The organism is Desulfoconvexum algidum (assembly GCF_055382125.1).
The window spans coordinates 3,969,151-3,990,154 of record NZ_AP042394.1 but is presented as its reverse complement, the minus strand read 5'-3'; the positions used below and the strand labels follow the sequence as shown (position 1 = coordinate 3,990,154).

The window sequence follows — 21,004 nt, the reverse complement described above, 5'->3', positions numbered from 1 at the left end:
GCATTGACCTTTGTCAAGATTAAATCTCGTATGATTCTGCCTTTTATAAATTAACATTTTTTTAGGAGAACGGTTGAGTTCAGGAGCTGCTGACCGAAAGGGAGGAAAGGAAGCGGATCCCTTTCGGGCTGCTGCAACGACTTGTTCAGTGTGATTCTAATTGACTAATTAAGCTGGTATTGCTATTGGTTTTATTTCTGAAATGGCCTGCCATAGGTCATAGATATATTCTAAGTCTTTTATTGTATCCGGCATCAAATAGACTTTATATGTTCTCATCAGACTTCTTTCTTTGCCCGTTGTTGGTGTAGCTCCTCGATGGTTTTAAAAGCTATATTAAGCGGAACGAGTTCACCACTCTGCTTTGAATGTGCCAGACGTTCACGGATTAAAGAAATCCTTGCCTTGTGTTCTTCTTCTCTTTTCTGCCACATTCTCATGGCTTCCCTTATTAGTTCACTCGTTGTGTGCCGTGTACGGCACACGTTCTTAAGGGTGAGCCTATGATTTTCAGAAATGGAAGTCAAGGCAAGTCCCAAGCCCAGCGATATGGAGGCGAAGGGCATAGTGTTATCACAACGGGGTACCGGTGACGGTACTTCGGAAGACAGTGGCTCTGCTGAGGCAGAGTAACACAAAAGCACGGGGCGACGAACAGAAATCGAGTTAGGCGTGCATTTGCGGGACCAGCCTGCAACACAAGGTTAAGTCCTCTATCCATTATAGGCAATGCCCGTACACTCGGCGCTTACGTGCTGAAAGACGTGTGTTTACCCCGGGAGGTCTCTCATGTGCCACCAGATGCCGCTGGCAGAAAATGGCTGAGGGCAGGGTGACCTGCTTTGACCGCATGAGAGAAGTCAGCAGAGGGCATAGTAGCCGAAGGAAAACGAGCCGTGGTAATAAGGGGGCACCTGGTATTGATAACATGACTGTTGATCAGTTGCCGGGATACCTCAAACGACACTGGCTGAAAATCAGGGAAGCCCTTTTAAACGGCAGCTATAAACCATTCCCGGTTAAACGCAAAGAGATCCCAAAACCGGAGGGCGGTGTAAGGTTGCTTGGAATTCCCACAGTTCTGGATGAACTGGATAAGGAGTTGGAGAAAAGAGGGCTGCATTTTGTCAGGTAAGCAGATGACTTTGTCATATATCTCAAAAGTCAGAAAGCTGCTGAAAGGATTATGGAAAGTATTACACGTTTCATAGTCATAAAACTAAAACTCAAGGTTAATGAAGAGGGTCGAAGACGCGGAGCCAAAGTCCCATCGGGAATCCCAGGCGGAGCAAGTTCTTAGGGTTCTCCTTTTACAGCAGAGATGGCCAACCCAAGGTCCGGATTCATAAGAAGACGATTAAGCGCTTCAAACAACGAGTCCGGGAATTGACTGGTCGAGGCTGCGGTAAAAGTCTGGCACAGGTCATTTATAAATTGAATCAGTACCTGAGAGGCTGGTGGAATTATTACCGGCTCTCTGAAGCCCGAAGTATCTTTAAATCCTTGAACGGTTGGATAATCAGACGGTTAAGATGTCTCCTTTGGACACAATGGAAGAATCCCAGAACTAAAGTCCGTAATCTACTCAAACTCGGGATATCCCGTAAACATGCCTTCTTGTCCGGAAATGCGCACAAGAAAATGTGGCGTATGAGCAAGATTAAATGGGTGATTATCGCTTTGCCAAATAGATATTTTCTTGAACGGTTTAATTCTTTTGGCACAACAAGTTCATAATCAATTTGATCAGAGTGTCTTTTAATTTTTTCTTAAGCTCAATAAGGGATGCCAAGGCCTCTTCCGGTGTTGCCAGTCTGCCGCCGGATTGCCCTTCCGGTTCGATAAGCAAACCCTCGTCATACTGCTGCAACCAGAGAAAGGTCTGCGTATAGCGACTGAGAATATCCACCAGACCCCGTCCCATATCTGTTTCCATGGAGGGAGATTGTGCCGCTTTTTGAATCAAGGCGATTGCCTGCTGAAGCTCGACAGCATTCTGCTCAAAGCGGTGTTGATTTATGCTGTATCCTTGGACAAGGTATTCTTTCAGCCGCTGGGTGGCCCACATCCGGAATCGGGTTCCTTTTTTTGAATTCACCCTGTACCCAACTGAAATGATGGCATCCAGATTGTAGAATTTAATTTTCCTGTTGACTTGACGCTTGCCTTCCTGGCGAACTACCGAGGATTCCTCGGTAGTTGCGGATTTTTCCAGTTCACCGGATTTATAAATATTTCTTAAATGCAAACCAATAGTGTCTGAGTCCTTGTCAAAAAGTTCGGCCATCTGAGCCTGAGATAGCCAGATGGTATCTTTTTCAAGGTAAACCTGAATCTGTATTTGTCCGTCTTCAGATTGATAAATTTCAATTTGTTTGTTTTCAATCATGGTTTCTTTACCCATTTATATTCTACTGTCATGGATATTATAATCAAATAGCATAAAAAGACAAAAATTTATTATTAGAAATGTTTCGTTCATTTTTATCTCTATTGAGAATTCCCCGGCGGAATGCAACGCATTCGCTGAAAACGTTGAGTTAAGTTGCCGCATATCCGCCGTGAAGATCAGCAATTGTATTTAGTGTGTTACACGCTTATTGGTAAAGTTTTCCACCATGATTCAACCAGCCATTCTCATTCTGATTATTGGGATCATGGTGTGTCCAGTGAATAACTCCCCCCTGAGGGTTCCATTCATATTCACCATAAAAATTGATGTGATCACCGTTTTTTAGATTACTGATTCTTGGGGTAAGGTTAACACCCCAAATAAGCGGTTTATCGCCGGGTAGCCGGGGGCTGTTGCCAGCCCCAAGCCCCCTAAGAACCGGACATGAGACTTTCACCTCATCCGGCTCAAGCATTGATAAGGCGTGTGGCCACACCCGACAATTGTTTTCGTTTCCAACGAGCTTTGAGATAGTCCTCCCATACAGGATCATATGGATTGACCTGCGCCTTAACCTTTATATGCCTGATGAGCCAGGTCGGGCCTAATAAAATCAGGGGTTCAGGATTACCTTTTTCCATGAATCGCCAGTCTCGACCTTTGATCCTTCGGTAATATTTACCTTTAACCCATCCTTTGTACTTATTTGGATGCCTTCTCCTGGACCATTTCCATGTCATTTGCCAAAATGCATGGTCAAGATCCCCGAATACTTTTCGGCTGACAACGTGTTTGTGATAATTTGCCCAACCGCGTATGATGGTATTCAGTTTGGCAATTACAACGTCGGTTCGCCTGGTTTTATTGACATTCAGATAGTCTCTGACTTTTGCTTTGATACTTTTAATGCTGGATTTTGACGGCTTTATCAGCAGTTTACCTTTGTATTTCCTGACATTAAAGCCAAGAAAATCAAAGCCATCATCAATATGTGTGATCATGGTTTTCTCTTCTGACAATTCAAGGCCCCTTATTTTAAGGAACCCTTCAATCAAAGGTTTGACACAATGTTCAAGCAGTTCCGGGGAACGGCCCGTTATAATAAAATCATCCGCGTACCTGACAAAATGAATCTTGTCAGTTTTTCTGAAGTTATCTGCAAGGAGGTTCTGAATACCGTCAAGTGCCATATTGGCAAGCGTCGGTGAAATTATCCCGCCCTGGGGAGTTCCTTCATTGGTTGGATTAAATGTACGCTTCTCAAGGTAACCACACTTGAGCCATTGTTGCAATTTCTTCTTGTTCATGGGGATGTTCTCATCCAGCCATCTATGATCAATATGATCAAAACAGCCTTTGATGTCCGCTTCCAAAATCCAGTCAGCACTACCTTTCCGTCTCAACGCATTATAAATAGCTCCCATTGCATCCTGAGCCGAGCGTACTTTCCGGTCATGCATGGCTGGTATGCCTAATGGTCGCTTCTTCCCATTCTTTTTCGGGATATAAATGCGTTTCAGCGGTTTTGCCTTATATTTGGGAAGATTAAGATTCTTGAGCGTTTCCCATCGCTTTTGGGGGGTATCAATTAATATATTGTCCACACCCGGGGTTCGTTTTCCACTATTGGATATTACCCGCTTGATGGCGATAAGCTTTGCTGCAAGCGAGTTGGACAGCAACCGTTGAAGGCCGCGTACCGTTTGTTTTAATCCATTCTTAACTGCCTTCACGATACGCGCTTGTATACGGGATACTCTCTGTATGTGTTTGCCCCCATCAAGGAGATCCCACACATTCTTCAAGCCCATACGGCCGTCAACATCATAAAATGATATCATCTATCCACACCAATACGGTTATTCCGTTCAAATCGTTTCACGTGATCCAACACCATGCCGGAAGTCTGCACATTTTCATGACCGGGCAAATTTGGAACCCGTATCTGATCCATTACAGATCAGCCTTCGCTTTTTCCAGCTTTCCTCTACCCGCATCCCCATAGGCCAGCCTTGCAGCCAGCTTTCCTTCCGAAGAAGGAAAGATACGGGCTTACCAAGTTCCACTTTCAATACACAATGGGTTAGCGTCTGTCTGTCCGCCGGAGGGATCATAGATTACGTGAAGTGAAAAACGAGCACTCCAACCATACCTCTTGCCGTTTTGGCCCAGGCCTGTCAGCATCTTTGGCCTGTCTCAAATAACGACGTTTATTAACAGTTCACATATGTTACGCATACCATCGTTCATTATGGGGTGGTGACATTTGGTTTTGCCGTTATGATTTAATCTTCCAGTACTCAGCATTAGGACAACCCAACAGTCAATGATACTTGCATCAGCATTCACCAGAATCTCGATCAAATAAAGTTTTGATTTGTATCGGTATCCTTAATTATTCCAGCTATTGAATACTCCAGTTTTGGATACTAATTGTTGAGTCGAAAAAATCGGAAAAACTCAATTTTTTAATTTAATTACCTTCTTTTGCAGGAACCCTTTCCAGGGCGTTTATTAATTTATAAAATTGACTTTTCAATAGAAACGGCCAACCACAAGATATCGTGCTTGAGGTTAAATTTACAATCTGAGCCCTCATACCATTACACCTTGGAATTACTCATTTGTCTCATAGATATCGTTCGAAAACATTAACACTTTGAACATCCAGATTAATGCAAAAAGTCTTGAGTTTCATGGTTTTCATATGCCGAGTGACACTCAGGGTCATTGTTGCTCGTAATACCCTCCAAAGGATAACGCAATATACCGGTCGTACCGCCCGTTCTGGCGTAATTTTTCTAATCCCCGGTTAAACAGGGACAAATACCGTTGGTTCTCCTCCATTTTTTTAGAAAATATTAATCTGTAATAATCCATCTTGGTTGGTTTGGGGTGATGGGTTATCATATCTATCTGTTCATTTGTAAACTCTTTGTTCAGGAGTACGTAGCCCGCACTCAAGGTCATGGGAAATGCATCAATGCGCTTTAGCAGCAGCATCGAAAAAAGTTGTTTGTCCTCAACAACCCGATGGATTTTTATGTCTCCATTACGAACCGCCGTATCAATTTCAACGCCATATCGATATCCGATAACTCCTCCGAGCCTGTATTGTTTAAGGTCTTCAACACTGTTCCAGGCAAGGGGGAGGGAGTTTAGATGAAACAATACAGACTTTCCCTGAATAAACGTATCGCTGAAAAGAAAATCTCTCTCCCTTTTCTCACTCTTTGTCCACAAAAATGCTCCGTGACAATTCCCTTTTTTAACTTCTTCAAGTCCCCTTTTCCACGGAAGAAAATTATATACGACGTTGATGCCGGAATAGGCAAACGCCTCTGTAACAATGTGTGATGCAACTCCACCATGTTTCAATGCCTTGGACTGATATGGCGGCCATTCTCCGTTTGCTATGCAAATTGTTTCTCCGGCTGCAGCATTGCCTGGAATGAAAAAATTCAACAGAACTATCATTGTGAATAATCTTATAAATTTTATGTCCATTTTTCCTTCTTTAAGGCGATGGATTAACAATTCAAAATCAGGGTAGAACCCATTTTTTTATACTGATTTTATTTCTATTATGGTCATGTGTCAATAATATAGCGCCAGTAAAGCATTGCTGTCAGGAAGTGATCCTCCCCCAATAAATTGGAGACAGGGTTAAGCAAATTTTGGCAAAGCTTTATGAAATTAAAAAGCGAGCTTTGTGTTTATTATCTTTCGCTTTCTCCCAAATTCATCGACCACAACATATTGTATTGGACCTTTTTTTTCAAATTTTGAACTGACTGTCAAGATTATTTGAGAAAAATACTCCCAGTCGGGATTTGTCCATAGGAAGTTTAGTTCAATAAATTTAATCTATCATCACTAAAACCGAGGTTCCAGAAGGTTTTCTCATGGATCTCAAGGCGAGGTTTCTATAACATCTTTCGTAATTGATGAAAGATAAAATTCTATACACAAAATGTAATTTGAAGAATGTTTTCTGATGCTGGTTCTGGCTCATATAATTGAATAAAAGATACTATGCACCACCAACAAAAAATCCCGGCAAAATATGCTCGGGTTTTCTGCTCTTTACATTACATAGAATAGTTTTTAACTATAATCAAAGTTTCTGCTGTAAATGAGTACTTTTATTTTGAAAATTAAGGTTTTCCCTGATTTACAAAAGATATTTGCAGGAGTATTTTTATATTATGAAATAAAAGGATATTTTTTGGAGAAACCCCATTGCTACTGCATCATCTCTCACACAATAGTCAATTTAATCGGTCGGGTTTGCTGTTTTACACTCTTTCTGGTAACAAGCCAGGGAGGGGGTTGCTTTAGGTTTAGTAATTTATAAAATCTACCGCCAACAAAAAAATATCCAAAATACGACCGGACTTTTTACTAATGATATTGCATAGAATCTTCTGAATTTGAAACAAATGGTTCAAGGGGATAAGCATGAAACAAAACCAATTTAGTGTATTATTATCATTTTTGGTTTTTGTAGTTATTTTATGGATACCAAGCGTTGGAATCACTGGTAAGGAACAAACCGAATGCCATTCCTTCAAGAATTTTTTTTCCATGACCCTAAAGGCGAATGAAGTGGGGTTTATGTTCTTTGGTCCTTGTTCAAATGTTATTGTTCGAATAGCTGATAAGACAATTCTTTTCGATCCATCGTGCTTGTGTAAAAGTGTGCTGGAAATTCTTAATAAAGAGGGCATAGATCTTATTATTTGTACGCATTCGCACTGGGAACATTTTTCTAAGCAAACTGTTTTGGAGTTGTTTAAGGGATCACAACCCCATATCGCAATTGATCCGAACATGGTTTTAGAACTTAAAAAAGATATTCCTCGTGAAAAACTTATCACCCCAGCACCGGGAAGAATTTATAATGCCGAAAATATTGTAATAGACGCCCTTGAAGGAATGCATATCGGTTCGGAAATGCTCTTCAGGATCACTATTAACGGAATTAAAATATTTCATGGAGGGGATTCCGCCTATGTGCCGCTTCAAACAATGGTGTCAAATCTTGCATTTGTTCCAACAGGTAACCCTTCTCCCACCTGCAATCCAGAATATGCGTATCAGATGATTCACGATATGAAACCGCAAATTGCTGTTCCCATGAATGGGAATGACATTCAGCATGTCACTTTTATGAAATTAATAGAAAAAAACCTTCCGGGTGTAAAAGTTATTATTCCAGAACGATATACTTCGCAAAAAGTATTAATTCAGAAGTAACTCATACAGATACTAAATTCCATTATATGAATTGAAACTGTATGAAAATTGATTAGCATTGTTTACGATAACTGTAAAGGAATTTGAAATCCATCACAGCTAATCTTATAAAGTTGAGGGATTGATATTTATTCTCTCCCTTATCGGTCCCAAGCACATTGCAGTACTGTCTGAAAAACTGGCTTCTTCCACTGGTCACTATGGTTAGTTTGAATTTTTTTGACAAAAAGAGGGACGGTAGAGCAAAGTCATGCAAGCCGTAATTAAAATATTTTTCCCAGATTCCATTACATTCCCAAAATAGTCAGAGTCAAGAATTATTCCATGATTGGCATCAACATTAATACAGATTTTCGGTGATGTATTGTTTTGGTATCCATGATAATTTCGGCGGTTGAATAGTCCACCTTAGGATACTAATCCTTGAGCTTGAATATTCAAAAAAAAAAGAGATCAATTGATCTGCCAGTCATTCCTGAAAACAATTAAGAAATTCTGAGCTTATAATACCATTAAAGCTCATCCCCTCATTCATTCTCATAGATACTGCTGTTTGATAAATTAATTTCTTATCATATGTTTCATAACATGATATAAATTTAGAAAAAAATAATATTTGAAAGGCTACATTTTTATTGATTACTATGGGGAAAGTTTAAGGTGTATCATCGAATATTAAATATTTTGATTGCAACACAGAATTATCAGCTTGAAACGTTTCTTCGAGGTGTCCCACCGGTTGAAAGATTCTCATATGATTTTTTTTGTCATCCGGATGTCGATGAAGTCGACCTGAAAGGGTATGGGGTCATCGTTCTCGATTTCGAAAACGTCAAACCGATATCCCTGGAAAAAATTTTTGCAGCTAAAGATGAGCAGGCCTTTGTTGTCGGTTGTTTTTCAGCCGATAGCTTTCCAGCTCTGGCAGAAAATTATCAGCTTTTCGACCAGATTTGGATCAAACCATTTGTTGAAGATAAGGTTCGGTCCTCTTTCACCGGGATACTGAAGCGTCTAAAAGAGCAGGAGGATTCGGTTCTAACCCAAAAATGTCTGGATACGATGATAGACAGCCTGCCTGACTTGATTTGGTTCAAGGATGCAAAGGGGGCTCATTTAAAAGTCAATAACAGCTTCTGCCGGGTTGTAAATAAATCAAAGGACCAGATTGAAGGCCGTGGACATAACTATATCTGGGACTTTGAACCGGATGAATATGCCCAAGGGGAATATGTTTGCCTGGAATCAGAAGAGATTGTTCTCAACAAAAAGGAGACCTGCCTTTTCGACGAAACCGTGAAATGCGGTGATGAACTCCGCAAGTTCAAAACCTACAAGTCACCCATTTTCGACACCGATGGCAGCGTTATTGGCACTGTCGGATTTGCCCGTGATGTGACCGACCTGCAGAATCTGCTTATTGAATTGAACATCCTTATTGAGAGCCTGCCGTTTGCCGTTATGATCACGGACAAGGACAGAACGATTACCAGCGTTAATCAGAGATTTCTGGATATTTTTATTCTGGACCAGGCAGAGGTAATCGGTAAACCGATTGATACTCTCTTGGATGAAACCAAGACCTTCACCCGAAACAAAAGATGGCTTTTTGAGCGGGAAAAGGAACGCATCCTGCTCCTTTCTGAAAACCGGGTCCTGAAAATTCACGAAGAAAAGCTTCTGGATATATTCGGCATACTGGCTGGCTATATCCAACTTTTTATGGACAACACCCTCGAGTATCGGCTGCTTGAAGAAAAAAAGAAGCTCGAAAAGGCGATTGGAGAAATAACGAAGTTGAGCGGGTTGCTCCCCATTTGCGCTTCCTGTAAAAAAATTCGGGATGATAAGGGATACTGGAAACAGATCGAATCCTACATCAGCGATCACTCGGAAGCGAAATTCAGCCATGGGATGTGCCCTGAATGTTCGGAAAAATTATACGGAGACGAAAACTGGTATAAAAAAATGAAAAACAAAAAAAGAAGTAACCCAGATTAATTAATGCGTCTATGTGTGCAAATCACACAAATAACTTTTATGTCATGGTTTTATCTGTTTGTAAATATGCCATGTGAACATGAAAATATAATCTATTTGAACTATGATTTTTCGTCCTAAAGTTATTATTTTCCAAAAAAAATATTAGGTTTTCCAGGCCCCAGACTTTGTCTATAAATTATGGGGTTTCAACATTCGATTAAAATCCCATTATTTCATCTTCCAGTACTCAGTGTTTGCCCCACTAACAGTCAAGGATTCTTGCATCAGCATTCACCAGAATCTCAATCAAATAAAGTTTTGATTTGTATCTGTATCCTTGAGAATTTTGGTTTCTGAATACTCCATATTGGGATACTAATACGTGAGTACCCCTCAAAGATATTGGAAGTCAGCCCCGCCAGTTTTTTTCGCCTTGATTTGTACCACGTTGTGATATACATTGAAGTTCATTGTTCAGAGCCGATCTGATTAAAAAGCCAGACTAAGAGAGATGTATATCATATCGTTTGGGTTTCCAAATACAGGTATCTGTCTTTTCTTTGCGACTAAGAAAGGGAAATAACAAAAAAGATAACAGACAAGATATTTTCCCATAACAAAAGGAAAAATCATGGGAACAAACGCCAACACATTCTTTACCAAAGCAATTCCCATTGCCTGGGCCATGGGCATAATGCTCTCTCCTGATACCCTGGCTCTGCTGGGAAATCTTGTGGGTAAAACTGGCTGGACAGGGATGGGCCTGATACTGGGGTCCATGGTTGTTTTCTTCATCCATGCTGCAAATTACCAAATCCTGAACCAAAAAGTTGGAGAAACCGATTTTCTTATGTCACGTTTAGGGCAGCTTGCGGTCTATCTGCCATGGACAATAAGGGGGTTTGCCGCCATTTTTCTGTCCACTGGAATTCTGGTCTCATCCGGGTTTGCCTTTAATGAAGTCTTTTTACATTGGTTACCCAATTTTGGATTCGCATTTTTACTCCTTAGTATACTCCTGGGGATACATTTGACGGGCCTATCAATCGGCTTTAAGGCCCAGGTAATTTTTGTTTCCCTGACCGTGGCAGGGCTTTTGATATTGATTTTGACAGGCATCTTCACCCAGGGAACACAGGTCGTTTCTCCTGGGCTTCTGATTCCAGATAGGTCCATTCTTTTTCTTGCACTGGTCTTGTGGGTAGGATTTGACCTGGGTGCCTTTGCCCTGGATCAAAACGGAGGCCGGGCAGATAAAATAAAAATGACGGGTCCCCTGGTATGGACCATTTGTGGTACAGGGGTTTTATTCCTGCTCTGGGCAATGGTTTCCATCCAACATGTTCCCTTGGTAAAATTGGCCTCAACCAGTCTTCCCCATTTAAAAACTGCCCGGTATCTGCTTGGGCATATAGGCCGTTGGATAATGGGGGGGATTATTATCTTTGGGACCCTGGGGGCTGTCAACGGATTATTTCTGGCCTGCCGGGTCAATACCGGTGAGATGGCTGGCCATGGGCTGCTTCCCCAATGGATCAAGAAACAAGGGGTGGTACCCATATTCCTGGCCCTGGTCATTGGGCTGATGATGACCAAAGGAATGGCAGGCAGTGACAAACTGGAAATCTGGATACGGGCAATCTTTCTTGCCTGGCTGTTTTCCTACGGGTTGATTTCTCTGGGGTTTTTAACCCGGCAAGTTTCCTTGCCAAACCTCACGACATCCGTAATTACCCTGACCGGTGTTTGTTTTCTTCTCCTGTTCGGAGAAGATCGGTCTTTACAACTCATATATTTTAGTTTGCCCCTGGGAGCAGGTCTTCTCCCAGGATTAATACTCACATGGAAATCATCAAGACAAGAAGGTGAATCCAATCATGACAATTAAACCAAGGAGTTCATTATGAAAAAATTTATATTTTTGCTTATTCCATTTGCTGCCATTCTGGTTTTCTCTTCGTATTCAGGGGGGGCTTCTGTATCTGTCATCACCAAGGAGACCCTGAAGAACTGGATGGATAAGGGGGAGCTCACCATTCTGGATGCCCGCACGGGAAGGGACTGGGGATCTTCTGAATTTAAAATCAAGGATGCCCATCGAGCAGATCCTGGGCAGTTCTTGGCTTGGAAAGATAAATACCCCAAAAACCAAAAACTGGTCTTATACTGCGCCTGACCGAATGAAGCCACCAGTGCCAGTCTGGCACAAAAACTCATGACTGAGGGGTACACGGATGTTCATGCCCTAAAGGGCGGATGGCGGGAATGGTTCCGGGCCAAATACCCAGTGGATGAAAAATAAGTATTCCAGGTAAAGACAACACACCCTGATTTCCTTTTTGTAATTAGGGTGTGTTGTCTTTTTATCTACTATAACTTGCATAAATTTTGATTTTTCGAATGTTCAATAATTCAAACGGTATCATTAAGATTTTCAAGGAGTAATTTTTCGAGTGCCACTCAGGAGAGAACTATAACGTGAACTGAATTATACCCTTCTCATGGCCATTCGAACTTAAATACACGCCAAATATTCTTCTAAACTTAATAAGATTTTTGTTAAGAGTCCCCGAATAAGATCAGGCCTTTATCTTTCCCACACGACCGATTTTTTCTCATTATACCACCTGTCGGCGAGGGGGCCATAAGCTTTTTCGATAGTGGCCCGCTTAATTTTCATGGTCGGTGTCAAAAAACCGTTTTCCGGCAGCCATTCGTCCTTAACTATGGCCATGAACGCCAAACGCTCATAGGCCGCAAGATGGCTGTTAATAAAATTAAAGTGCTCTGTGAGTTCTCTTTCGATGGCTGATTTTTCTCCCTGTTTAAACGCCCCCCGTGCCTCATCTGATAACATCACTACCCCGTAAGGTTGTGGATAGCCCGACCCGGATACATTACAGGCTTCGACCAACGGGTGGGTCGAGATCAGATTTTCTATTGGAGCAGGTGCAACGTATTTACCTTTTGAGGTTTTAAAAAGCTCTTTTGCACGGCCGGTGATCTTGCAGCGTCCTCTCTCATCAATCTTTCCAAGATCTCCTGTTCTGAGAAAACCGTCCTCTGTGAAAGCTTCTTTAGTCTTCTCCGGCATCTTAAAGTAACCCATCATATTGCAGGGACTTTTAACGAGAACCTCCCCGTCTTTAGAGAGTCTTTGCTCCACGTCAGGATATGGGGAACCCACGTAGCCTGGACGGACCTCACCTGGTTTGGTGCAGTGCGAATAGCCTGAGTTCTCGGTCATACCGTAAGCTTCAAGCAGTTCCAACCCTATGTTTCGATACCACTCGATGATCTCTTTTGGAATCGGTGCCGACCCAGTAGCGGCAAATCGAACTTGATTCAGCCCCATCTCTTTGAGAATCTTCATTTTTATGATGTTTTTCAGAATCGGGATCTTGAGCAGTTGATTAAGTTTCTTTTGCGGTATTTTTTGAAAAACACCGAGCTGAAATTTGAGCCACAGCCGGGGTACTGAAATAAAAAGGGTGGGCTTTGCCCGACGCAGATCTTGGAGAAAGGTGTCGATGTTCTCGGTAAAAAATAGTGGAAAACTCACGTAAATAGAGTGGGACTCGACTGCCCAACGCTCTATGACATGTGGCAGCGGAAGGTACGACAACATCCGGTCGTCTGCATGAGTTTTCAGGTAATTCGTAATGCCTTTAGCGCCTTGAAGCATCGCACCAAAGCTGATCATGGCTCCTTTGGGGATGCCAGTGCTTCCGGACGTGTAAATGATGGTTGCCATCTCATCTGGTGAACGCTCTGCCGGGTCAGTGATCGGCTCGTACTTTGTGATGATATCATCCCACTGTTCATGATCGTTTGGGGGAGCAAGAGGGAAAGTTACCATGGGCAGATCTGTGGGAACTCCCTTCTTCATCTCATCCCAGACAGGATCAAGTTTTCCTACAAAAAGAAGCTTTGATTCTGAATGCTCAAGCAAGTATCGGACTATATCAGCCGTCAGAACCGGATAAATCGGGATACTGACATGTCCTGCCATCCATATGGCTAAATCCGCCATGATCCAATGGGCGCAATTCTTTGAACACAGAGCAATGTGACTGCGATCAGGCAAATCAAGACTCTTGAGGTAGGTCGCCATCCGCCGGGCCTCACCAATCGCCTCTTTCCAGGTCCACGTTTTGACATTGGCATCACCTCCACCCATCGGCTGTGTAAAGTACACCCGATCTGGAGTTTTCTTTTCCCAGTAGTAGACACATTCAAGTAAGTTTTTACTGTCAGTCATTGGTTCCATAGCTATACTCCCTGTGCCCTTAGCACATCGTTTGGTGTGAAGAATCCTATCCCAAATGACCTGATCTTCTATGCTTGAATTTAATTAAAAACCATAGCGACCCTATGGCAACCCGGCATAAAAAACATATATATATAATCCCGTAATACCTATTTAACTTGAGGTTTTTCTCTATTGGGAGAGATCCTGAATAAAAATTTAATGACAAACAGGACAAGATTTTCAGCTCTTTTGTTCGCAAAGAAAGGTAGATCGTACGGATATGAATATGGCCAGATATTATCTTCTGATATAACTATAGACATATCTATTCGATGTCAATCAGGGAAATCCTGATTTTTCAAAAATATATATCTTAGCTTTGAATACTCGGGTTACGAAAAGATAAATGACAGATATAGTCTTTCTTGAAACTTCATCCTTTGAAATAAAGACTCTATTTTGTAAATGTTTTGGATTTAATACGCTAAATATGATAGATTCCGTGCAGACTCATTCGACCTGTCTTATCCTTTAGTTGATCAGAAACACAGTTGGAAATAGTTAACAATTTTCTTTCAATCCGTTTTGTCCACTCTGAAGGGGATCTCAAAAATGGAATGTTTGAAATGTCATTTTCAGAACCCTGAAACTTCCAAGTTCTGCCTTGAATGTGGGAAAGAATTTAAGACAGTTTGTCTTTTCTGCGGCCATCTGCTTCCTCCGGGTGCAAAGTTTTGTAATGAATGCGGAGAACATCATTCCCCAACGGGTGAACCCATTTCCAAAAAAGAATTTTCCCAAGAAAAATTAGAAAAGATTCAGCGGTATTTACCCAAGGGACTGACCCAAAAAATACTGGCCGGAAAGGATAAAATCGAAGGAGAACGAAAGCAAGTCACCGTCATGTTCTGCGACATGGAGGGATTTGTGCCTCTGGTTGAACACCTGGGGGCTGAAAAAGCCTATGGCATGATGGATCAGGTATACGAAATTCTGATTCATAAAGTCCATACTTATGAAGGCACGGTAAACGAGATGACAGGAGATGGCATCATGGCCCTTTTCGGAGCCCCCATGGCCCTGGAGGATGCGCCCCAGAAAGCCATCCGATCAGCACATGCCATCCATCTGGAAATGGCTCGGTTCAGCGCCGGAATCAGCCAGGGGAAAAGGGTTCCATTGAAATTGAAGATGCGCATCGGTATTCACACAGGGTCTGTGATAGTCGGCACCCTGGGAAATGATCTGAGGGTAGAATTTAAAGCCGTGGGAAGTACGGTTAACCTGGCCTCCAGAATGGAAGGCTTAGCAGTTCCGGGCAGCACCTATGTATCGGATGACACCTTTAAGCTGACTGAACAGCTTTTCCGGTTTGAAGCCCTGGGAGAGCATACGATTAAGGGAAAGGCTGAAAAAGTCAAGGCCTATCGGGTAATCGCACCCTCCACCTTAAGGACCCATTTTGATGTGAGTGCGGAGCGGGGCCTGACCCCTTTCCAGGGAAGAGAAAGAGAGTTAGAGCTGCTATTGGATGGTTTTGAGAGGGCAAAGGCAGGCCGGGGACAGGCCTTTTCCATTATGGCCGAGGCTGGGATTGGAAAGTCAAGATTGCTCTATGAATTTAGAAAGGCCGTAACTGACCAGGATGTCCATTTCATGGAGGGAAAATGTCTTTCATACCGAAGGCATGTGCCCCATTATCCGATCATTGATATTTTAAAACCCAATTTTGATATCAAGGAATCGGACAGTGCGGACAGAATAATTGAAAAAGTCAAAGCAGCGCTGACATTTCTGGATATCCCAGGGGAGGATGCTCTGTTTCTTCTGCTTGATTTTTTCTCAATCAAGCACAGTGCTCCTAAACTTACCCTGTGGCCTGGAACAGTAAAAAACAGGATAATAAAGGTCTTGGAACAGATTGTATTAAAATTTTCCCGAGTAAAAACCTTGGTCATTGCCATTGAAGACCTCCACTGGGTGGATAAGGGATCTGAGGAGATATTTAAATTCTGGTTGGAAAGCCTGGCCGATGCACGGGTATGTCTCATATTTACCTTTCGACCGGATTATAGACTGACCTGGGGCAGCAAATCCCACCATAATCAACTCACCCTGAACCGGCTTTCCAACCGGGAAAGCCTGGCCATGGTCGCTGCCCTTCTTTCCTCATTTGAGATCCACAGGGACCTTGAAAATTTGATCCTTGAGAAAACAGAAGGGATCCCTTTTTTTATCGAGGAATTGATCCGTTCACTTAGGGATTTAAATCTCATCCGAACAGAAAATGGTCAAAGCCTGCTGGCCGGAAATACACGGGAGATAGCCATCCCCTCCACCATACAGGACGTAATCATGTCCAGGGTGGATGGAATGCCTGACGAGGCAAAGGAATTGCTTCAACTGGCTGCAATGATTGAACGAGAGTTTGACCATATCCTATTAAAGAAAGCATCCGGGTTGGAGGACGCTGAACTGTTATCCAGGCTGGCTTTTTTAAAGGACAGGGACTTGATATATGAAAGGGGCGTTTATCCTGATGCAACCTATGTGTTTACCCATGCTCTGACCCGGGAGGTGGTACTGGCTTCAATTCTATCAGTTAAAAGGGAAGCCCTCTGCATTGTAGTAGGCAGGGCAATGGAAAAAGTCCACAAGGATACCCTTTGGGAATATACTGAAATTCTGGCCGAATATTTTTTCCGGGGCAGGGATTATAAAACTGCAGAAACCTATTATAAATTGTCTGGTCGGAAGGCCCAAAAAACAGCATCTTTTACCACGGCCATCAGCCATGTGAAAAGACGGATCCACTGCCTTGAACAATTGCCTATAGATGGCGAAAAAGAAAAACAGATAATTGAGGCCAGGATTTATATAGGGCTTTATTGTATGCAGATGGTTTTCCCTGTTGAGGCCAAATCAGCGGTTGATCCCATTTTAGAAATAGTTGAAAAAAAAGGATACAAGCGCAGTATTGCCCTGATTGATACTATTCTGGCAACATATTACCATTTGAGTGAAGAAAATTATAGCAGGGCCAAAGCCTATTATCACAAGGCCGAAAGGTTAGGGCATGAGTTAAATGACACCCTTGCCCTTGCCCTTGTGCATAACAACCTGGGGTGTTTTTGGGCAGATCAGGGGAAATTCGACGAAAGCCTTGCCCATCTTGATCAAGCCCAGGCATTGAACAAAGCCTCAAAGATTTCCTGGGCCATTGCCCAGACATATGCCTTTCAATCAGTTTGGATATATAATCAAAGAGGCCAAGTGGATCATGCACTGACTGCTGCTGAGCAGGCCCTTGCTATTGCAAATGAAAGCGGAGATATTTTTGCTGGAGCCCAGGCAAACACTGCCATGGGCATGTCCCTTTACCGCAGCGGGCTTTTAGCTGAAGCAAAGCCCTGCCTTCATAAAGGAGTTTCTTTATCCCATAAAAGTAACCTACTCTCATTTGCCGGAGCTGCCAGTTATTTTCTGGGATGGGCTTATTTTCATGAGCAAGAATATGACAAAGCCAGGTATGCCCTTGAAGAAGCCCTTTCATTTTTCAGGAAATGCCATATGGGCCCCTCCTATATTAATGCCTGCCATATATTGGGGGCACGGATTGAATCCCAGGGTCAAAGAAAACAAATTCCACTCCATAGGCTGTTTAAATGGTATGGTCAGATAAAAAATAAATGGATAGTGGGCGAGATATCTAATTCAGTGGCTGCTGTTATGATGGATAACCAAGGCTCTTCTTCAGAGGCGGAGAAAATGATCAAGACTGCAATGATCTTGAATGAATCCTATGGCATGACTTGGGCCTTGGCATGGGATCATCTATTGTACAGCCGCTGGTTCCACGGCCGGAATAAACCGGAACAGGCAAGGAAAGAATTGATGACTGCTTTGGATCTAATGGCAAGTTGCAAGGCCGATGCCTGGGTGGAGAAACTAAAAAGCACCCACCATAAAAAGGAAGACTATAGCTCTAAAACTACAAAAAACCAGTAAGAAAATATACCAATCTCCGAGAGCCGGGAGGTTTATGACCTCTTATAAATATTTGGAAAATTTTCCTTTTTTAATAATTTTTTTTATGGCTGCTTGGTCTTAAAACTACGATTTCATATTTATAGTCGCTTTTGGAGCATATTAAAACTCAATGATAACTTGCATAAATATTGAGTCTTCCAAGGTTCAACAATTCAAACAGTATCATTGACCCATAAGAATATAAAAAGGGTGCAGATTCCTCCGCACCCCTTAAGCTTGTAAACTCTTTGTTATTAAATCTCTTGGCCGTTTTTATCCACAACTTTAATGTCAATCATTTTACCGCCATCCAGGCGGTGAGTTGCACAGGAAATTCAGGGGTCGTAGGCCCGCACGGCCATCTCCACCTTGTTTAAGATTGTTTCGTCTACTTTTCCCTCATGGATCAGCAACTTGGCTGCCTGCTCCACGCTCATGCTGATGGGGGCCAGGTTATGGGTGGTGCCCACAATCATGTTGGCCGAAACAATCAGTCCGTTGTCATCTGTGGTATAGTCATGGATGAGCGTCCCTCGGGGGGCTTCCACATGTCCTACGCCACGTCCGGCTTTGGGGGTTACGTCAAATCTTGTTTTCTTACCGCAGATGGCGGGATCGGACAGCAGTTCCAGGGTTTTTTCACAGGCATAGACCAACTCAATGAGTCGGGCCCAGTGATAGAGCAGGGTGTGCTGTGCGGGTCTGCCAAAGCTTTTTCTGAATTCTTCCAGTTCAGCTTGGGCAAGGGGTGTTGAAATCTGGTCACAGGTATTGAGCCTGGCCAGGCAGTTGGAGCGATAAATGCCCTTGGGTTGGGCCAGATCCATGGAAAATCCTTCGTCCCAGGATTTGGCATAGGGAAATTTTCCATAGGAATGTTCTACCACACGCTCGCTGATATAATCCATGTAGTCTGTATTATCGAAATCAGAATAGGTGCCATCGGGCTTCATAAGCCGGATCTTACCTTCGTAAAAATTCAAAGAGCCCTGGGCATCCACCGTACCGATAAAACCTGTGGTAATGGAACCGATGGTGGTGACCTCCTCCAGGTAATTTGGGAAGATGTTTTCCTTGGCATGGGTCATTGAAAATTTGGCAAATTCCAACAGGGTTTTGGTGTCTTCCACCAGGCTTAATCGCTGGCTGTCGGACATGGGTTTGGAAAATCCGCCGGGCACGGCTGCAATGGGGTGAATCACCTTGCCGGCAAATTTTTCCATCATCATCTGGCTCAATTGGCGCATCTGGATGACCCTTTTGGCAAGTTCCGGTGCGGCCTGGGCAATACCGATAACATTTCTCACCTTGTAGTCGGCATCGGGACCCATGATAAAGTCAGGCGCTGCCAGAAAATAAAAGTGGAGAATCTTGTCATTGATATGGGCCATGTTCTGCATGCATTCTCTGAGCATATGACCAACCGGGGCAACCTCGGCTCCAAAACAGGCATCCACCGCTTTTGTGGAAGACAAATGATGGTGCCAGGGACAAATTCCGCAGATCCGGGTGACAATCCGTGTCACTTCCTCAGCGGGTTTTCCCTGGATATATTTTTCAAATCCCCGGATGGAAGAAAAATGGGTGGTGGCTGTTTCAACTTCACCCATGTCATCCAATATTATTTTAATGCTCGCATGTCCTTCGATCCTGGACAGGGGAGAGATATTAATTATTTTTCCCATTATCTATAGGCCTCCTTTTTTGTTGGCAACCAATCGGTTGTGAGCGCCTGAAAATCGGAGCAGGCTATCCCTGTCCGCCAGGCTTTTGATATCAATTCCGTTGGAAGCAAGTGCATTGAGCATGTCCAGAAGCTGGTTGCCTTCCTGTCTGACCGGGCCGTAGCACCCTCGGCAGGGAACCCGGGCAGCAATACAACGGGGAGCTTCTCCGTCGTTACCGGCACAACCGGCTCTCGTAACAGGTCCTGCACACAGATACCCTTGTTCCAGAAGACATTGCATCTGGTCCAGGGGTTGATCCGGATCAAATTCCGGGGTGGTGATGAATCGTTTGATCTCCTTGACGTTCCCTTTCCCTTTTCGGATGGTGGGGCAGGTATCGCAGACGCTCTTAAAGGGCAGCTTCACTTCCTCTCCTGCCAATAGGGACAGGATTGCACCTGCAATCTGATCTGGATGGGGGGGGCAGCCGGGCAGGTAAATATCAACTTTGATATGCTCGTCAAGGGCATAACATCGGTCCAACAGTTTGGGCAGTCCCTTGGAGGGGACAATGTCATTGGGATCGGTGCTTTCCGTGTGATAATACTGCTCAAAGAGTTCTTCATTGGTATAGGAATTGATAAGCGCCGGTATTCCGCCATGGGTGGCACAGGTGCCAAGGGCTATGAGAATATCGCATTTCTTGCGCATTTCATGGGCCACTTCCAGGTGTTCCTCATTGCGGATTCCACCGGACAAAAGTCCCACCGTGGCTTTGGGGATATCAATTTCTGTCTTGTCCCCAAGCTGGCCATAGTGTTTGTGATCCATGAGAACCGGAATGTGGACAAACTCCAACTGGGGTAACAGATCCAGCAGGGTTTCCCCCAGGTTGAGGATTGCAATTTCACATCCGGAGCAGGAGTTGAGCCATTCACTGGCAACTTTTACTGGCATGTTTCTTCCTCCTTTTGCACAACATGATTCTTTCTAAATCCATTGGGTCCCAGGGCTTTTATCTTATTTGTAAACTCTGTGACTTTCTGGGCAAACTTAGGACCTTCTGCACCGGAAACCCACTCAATGGTGGCCCGATCCGGGTTGATGCCGGCATCTTCCAGCATGAATTTTATGACGTCAAATCTGGCCAAGGCTTTATGATTACCATCCTGGTAATGACATTCACCCAGATGTCAGCCCATGACCATGATGCCGTCTGCCCCTTTTTTCAGGGCATCCACCACCAGGTCCGGATGAACCATGCCGGTACACATGACCCGGATGGCTCTCATATTTGTGGGGTATTCCAGCCTGGAAACCCCTGCGAGATCTCCGCCTGCATAGGAGCACCAATTGCAAAGGAAACCGATAATCGTCGGTTCAAAATCTGCTTTAATATTATCTGGCATTATATTTTTTCTC

Annotated in this window: 16 protein-coding genes; 7 read left to right on the top strand and 9 right to left on the bottom strand. The window is 43.4% G+C overall.

All coding sequences use genetic code 11. The features are described from left to right. Positions 1-278: 278 nt before the first annotated feature. Complete coding sequence (locus ACZ45G_RS18140; RefSeq protein ID WP_464171897.1) at positions 279-434, bottom strand: hypothetical protein; 156 nt, start codon at positions 432-434, stop codon at positions 279-281. Positions 435-817: 383 nt separating this feature from the next. Between ACZ45G_RS18140 and ACZ45G_RS18135 the strand changes: the two genes are divergently transcribed. Both ACZ45G_RS18135 and ACZ45G_RS18130 read left to right on the top strand, forming a co-directional pair. Then, positions 818-1,135 (top strand): hypothetical protein, encoded by a 318-nt coding sequence (locus ACZ45G_RS18135; protein ID WP_464171896.1) that lies wholly within the window; start codon positions 818-820, stop codon positions 1,133-1,135. A gap of 251 nt (positions 1,136-1,386) precedes the next feature. Next, positions 1,387-1,737, top strand: a complete 351-nt coding sequence (locus ACZ45G_RS18130) for a group II intron maturase-specific domain-containing protein (RefSeq protein WP_464171895.1) — start codon at positions 1,387-1,389, stop codon at positions 1,735-1,737. On the opposite strand, the gene ACZ45G_RS18125 is transcribed toward ACZ45G_RS18130, so the two are convergent. From ACZ45G_RS18125 to ACZ45G_RS18110, 4 genes are all read right to left on the bottom strand, one after another. Then, positions 1,709-2,404: a virulence RhuM family protein gene (locus ACZ45G_RS18125; protein ID WP_464171894.1), complete on the bottom strand. Its 696-nt coding sequence runs from the start codon at positions 2,402-2,404 to the stop codon at positions 1,709-1,711. The two genes, ACZ45G_RS18130 and ACZ45G_RS18125, sit on opposite strands and share 29 nt — an antisense overlap. Positions 2,405-2,597: 193 nt before the next feature. Then, entirely contained in the window at positions 2,598-2,867 is a 270-nt protein-coding gene (locus ACZ45G_RS18120; RefSeq protein ID WP_464171893.1) for a DUF3465 domain-containing protein, read from the bottom strand. Next, positions 2,860-4,233: a reverse transcriptase domain-containing protein gene (locus ACZ45G_RS18115; protein ID WP_464171892.1), complete on the bottom strand. Its 1,374-nt coding sequence runs from the start codon at positions 4,231-4,233 to the stop codon at positions 2,860-2,862. The genes ACZ45G_RS18120 and ACZ45G_RS18115 overlap by 8 nt, the downstream gene beginning before the upstream one ends. A gap of 886 nt (positions 4,234-5,119) precedes the next feature. Beyond that, positions 5,120-5,869, bottom strand: coding sequence for a substrate-binding periplasmic protein (locus ACZ45G_RS18110; protein ID WP_464171891.1), 750 nt, complete (start codon positions 5,867-5,869; stop codon positions 5,120-5,122). A gap of 984 nt (positions 5,870-6,853) precedes the next feature. On the opposite strand from ACZ45G_RS18110, the gene ACZ45G_RS18105 reads away from it, so the two are divergent. From ACZ45G_RS18105 to ACZ45G_RS18090, 4 genes are all read left to right on the top strand, one after another. After that, a complete protein-coding gene (locus ACZ45G_RS18105) occupies positions 6,854-7,651 on the top strand; it encodes an MBL fold metallo-hydrolase (RefSeq protein WP_464171890.1) in 798 nt (265 codons plus the stop codon). Between the two features lie 660 nt (positions 7,652-8,311). Then, positions 8,312-9,652 (top strand): PAS domain-containing protein, encoded by a 1,341-nt coding sequence (locus ACZ45G_RS18100; RefSeq protein WP_464171889.1) that lies wholly within the window; start codon positions 8,312-8,314, stop codon positions 9,650-9,652. A gap of 613 nt (positions 9,653-10,265) precedes the next feature. Then, the gene (locus ACZ45G_RS18095; RefSeq protein WP_464171888.1) at positions 10,266-11,522 is read left to right on the top strand and encodes an APC family permease; all 1,257 of its coding nucleotides are present in this window, start codon (positions 10,266-10,268) and stop codon (positions 11,520-11,522) included. A 15-nt stretch (positions 11,523-11,537) separates the two neighbouring features. Further along, positions 11,538-11,936, top strand: coding sequence for a rhodanese-related (seleno)protein (locus ACZ45G_RS18090; protein ID WP_464171887.1), 399 nt, complete (start codon positions 11,538-11,540; stop codon positions 11,934-11,936). A 285-nt stretch (positions 11,937-12,221) separates the two neighbouring features. Here ACZ45G_RS18090 and ACZ45G_RS18085 read toward each other — a convergent pair whose 3' ends face one another. Continuing rightward, a complete protein-coding gene (locus ACZ45G_RS18085; RefSeq protein ID WP_464171886.1) occupies positions 12,222-13,904 on the bottom strand; it encodes an AMP-binding protein in 1,683 nt (560 codons plus the stop codon). Positions 13,905-14,498: 594 nt separating this feature from the next. Between ACZ45G_RS18085 and ACZ45G_RS18080 the strand changes: the two genes are divergently transcribed. Next, entirely contained in the window at positions 14,499-17,894 is a 3,396-nt protein-coding gene (locus tag ACZ45G_RS18080) for an adenylate/guanylate cyclase domain-containing protein (protein ID WP_464171885.1), read from the top strand. A 356-nt stretch (positions 17,895-18,250) separates the two neighbouring features. Here the strand turns inward: ACZ45G_RS18080 and ACZ45G_RS18075 are convergent, their stop codons facing one another. The 3 genes from ACZ45G_RS18075 to ACZ45G_RS18065 are packed head-to-tail and all read right to left on the bottom strand — an operon-like array spanning position 18,251 to position 20,979. Further along, positions 18,251-19,600, bottom strand: coding sequence for a Ni/Fe hydrogenase subunit alpha (locus ACZ45G_RS18075; protein ID WP_464171884.1), 1,350 nt, complete (start codon positions 19,598-19,600; stop codon positions 18,251-18,253). Between the two features lie 3 nt (positions 19,601-19,603). After that, the gene (locus tag ACZ45G_RS18070) at positions 19,604-20,539 is read right to left on the bottom strand and encodes an NADH-quinone oxidoreductase subunit B family protein (RefSeq protein WP_464171883.1); all 936 of its coding nucleotides are present in this window, start codon (positions 20,537-20,539) and stop codon (positions 19,604-19,606) included. Then, a complete protein-coding gene (locus ACZ45G_RS18065) occupies positions 20,530-20,979 on the bottom strand; it encodes a hydrogenase iron-sulfur subunit (RefSeq protein ID WP_464179973.1) in 450 nt (149 codons plus the stop codon). The genes ACZ45G_RS18070 and ACZ45G_RS18065 overlap by 10 nt, the downstream gene beginning before the upstream one ends. Between the last annotated feature and the right edge of the window lie 25 nt (positions 20,980-21,004).

What these genes read in the sequence shown, in the direction of transcription:
- ACZ45G_RS18140 (WP_464171897.1), bottom strand. Translation starts at nt 434, where the DNA reads ATGTGGCAGAAAAGAGAAGAAGAACACAAGGCAAGGATTTCTTTAATC.
- ACZ45G_RS18135 (WP_464171896.1), top strand. Translation starts at nt 818, where the DNA reads ATGGCTGAGGGCAGGGTGACCTGCTTTGACCGCATGAGAGAAGTCAGC.
- ACZ45G_RS18125 (WP_464171894.1), bottom strand. Translation starts at nt 2,404, where the DNA reads ATGGGTAAAGAAACCATGATTGAAAACAAACAAATTGAAATTTATCAA.
- ACZ45G_RS18120 (WP_464171893.1), bottom strand. Translation starts at nt 2,867, where the DNA reads ATGCTTGAGCCGGATGAGGTGAAAGTCTCATGTCCGGTTCTTAGGGGG.
- ACZ45G_RS18115 (WP_464171892.1), bottom strand. Translation starts at nt 4,233, where the DNA reads ATGATATCATTTTATGATGTTGACGGCCGTATGGGCTTGAAGAATGTG.
- ACZ45G_RS18110 (WP_464171891.1), bottom strand. Translation starts at nt 5,869, where the DNA reads ATGATAGTTCTGTTGAATTTTTTCATTCCAGGCAATGCTGCAGCCGGA.
- ACZ45G_RS18105 (WP_464171890.1), top strand. Translation starts at nt 6,854, where the DNA reads ATGAAACAAAACCAATTTAGTGTATTATTATCATTTTTGGTTTTTGTA.
- ACZ45G_RS18095 (WP_464171888.1), top strand. Translation starts at nt 10,266, where the DNA reads ATGGGAACAAACGCCAACACATTCTTTACCAAAGCAATTCCCATTGCC.
- ACZ45G_RS18085 (WP_464171886.1), bottom strand. Translation starts at nt 13,904, where the DNA reads ATGGAACCAATGACTGACAGTAAAAACTTACTTGAATGTGTCTACTAC.
- ACZ45G_RS18080 (WP_464171885.1), top strand. Translation starts at nt 14,499, where the DNA reads ATGGAATGTTTGAAATGTCATTTTCAGAACCCTGAAACTTCCAAGTTC.
- ACZ45G_RS18075 (WP_464171884.1), bottom strand. Translation starts at nt 19,600, where the DNA reads ATGGGAAAAATAATTAATATCTCTCCCCTGTCCAGGATCGAAGGACAT.
- ACZ45G_RS18070 (WP_464171883.1), bottom strand. Translation starts at nt 20,539, where the DNA reads ATGCCAGTAAAAGTTGCCAGTGAATGGCTCAACTCCTGCTCCGGATGT.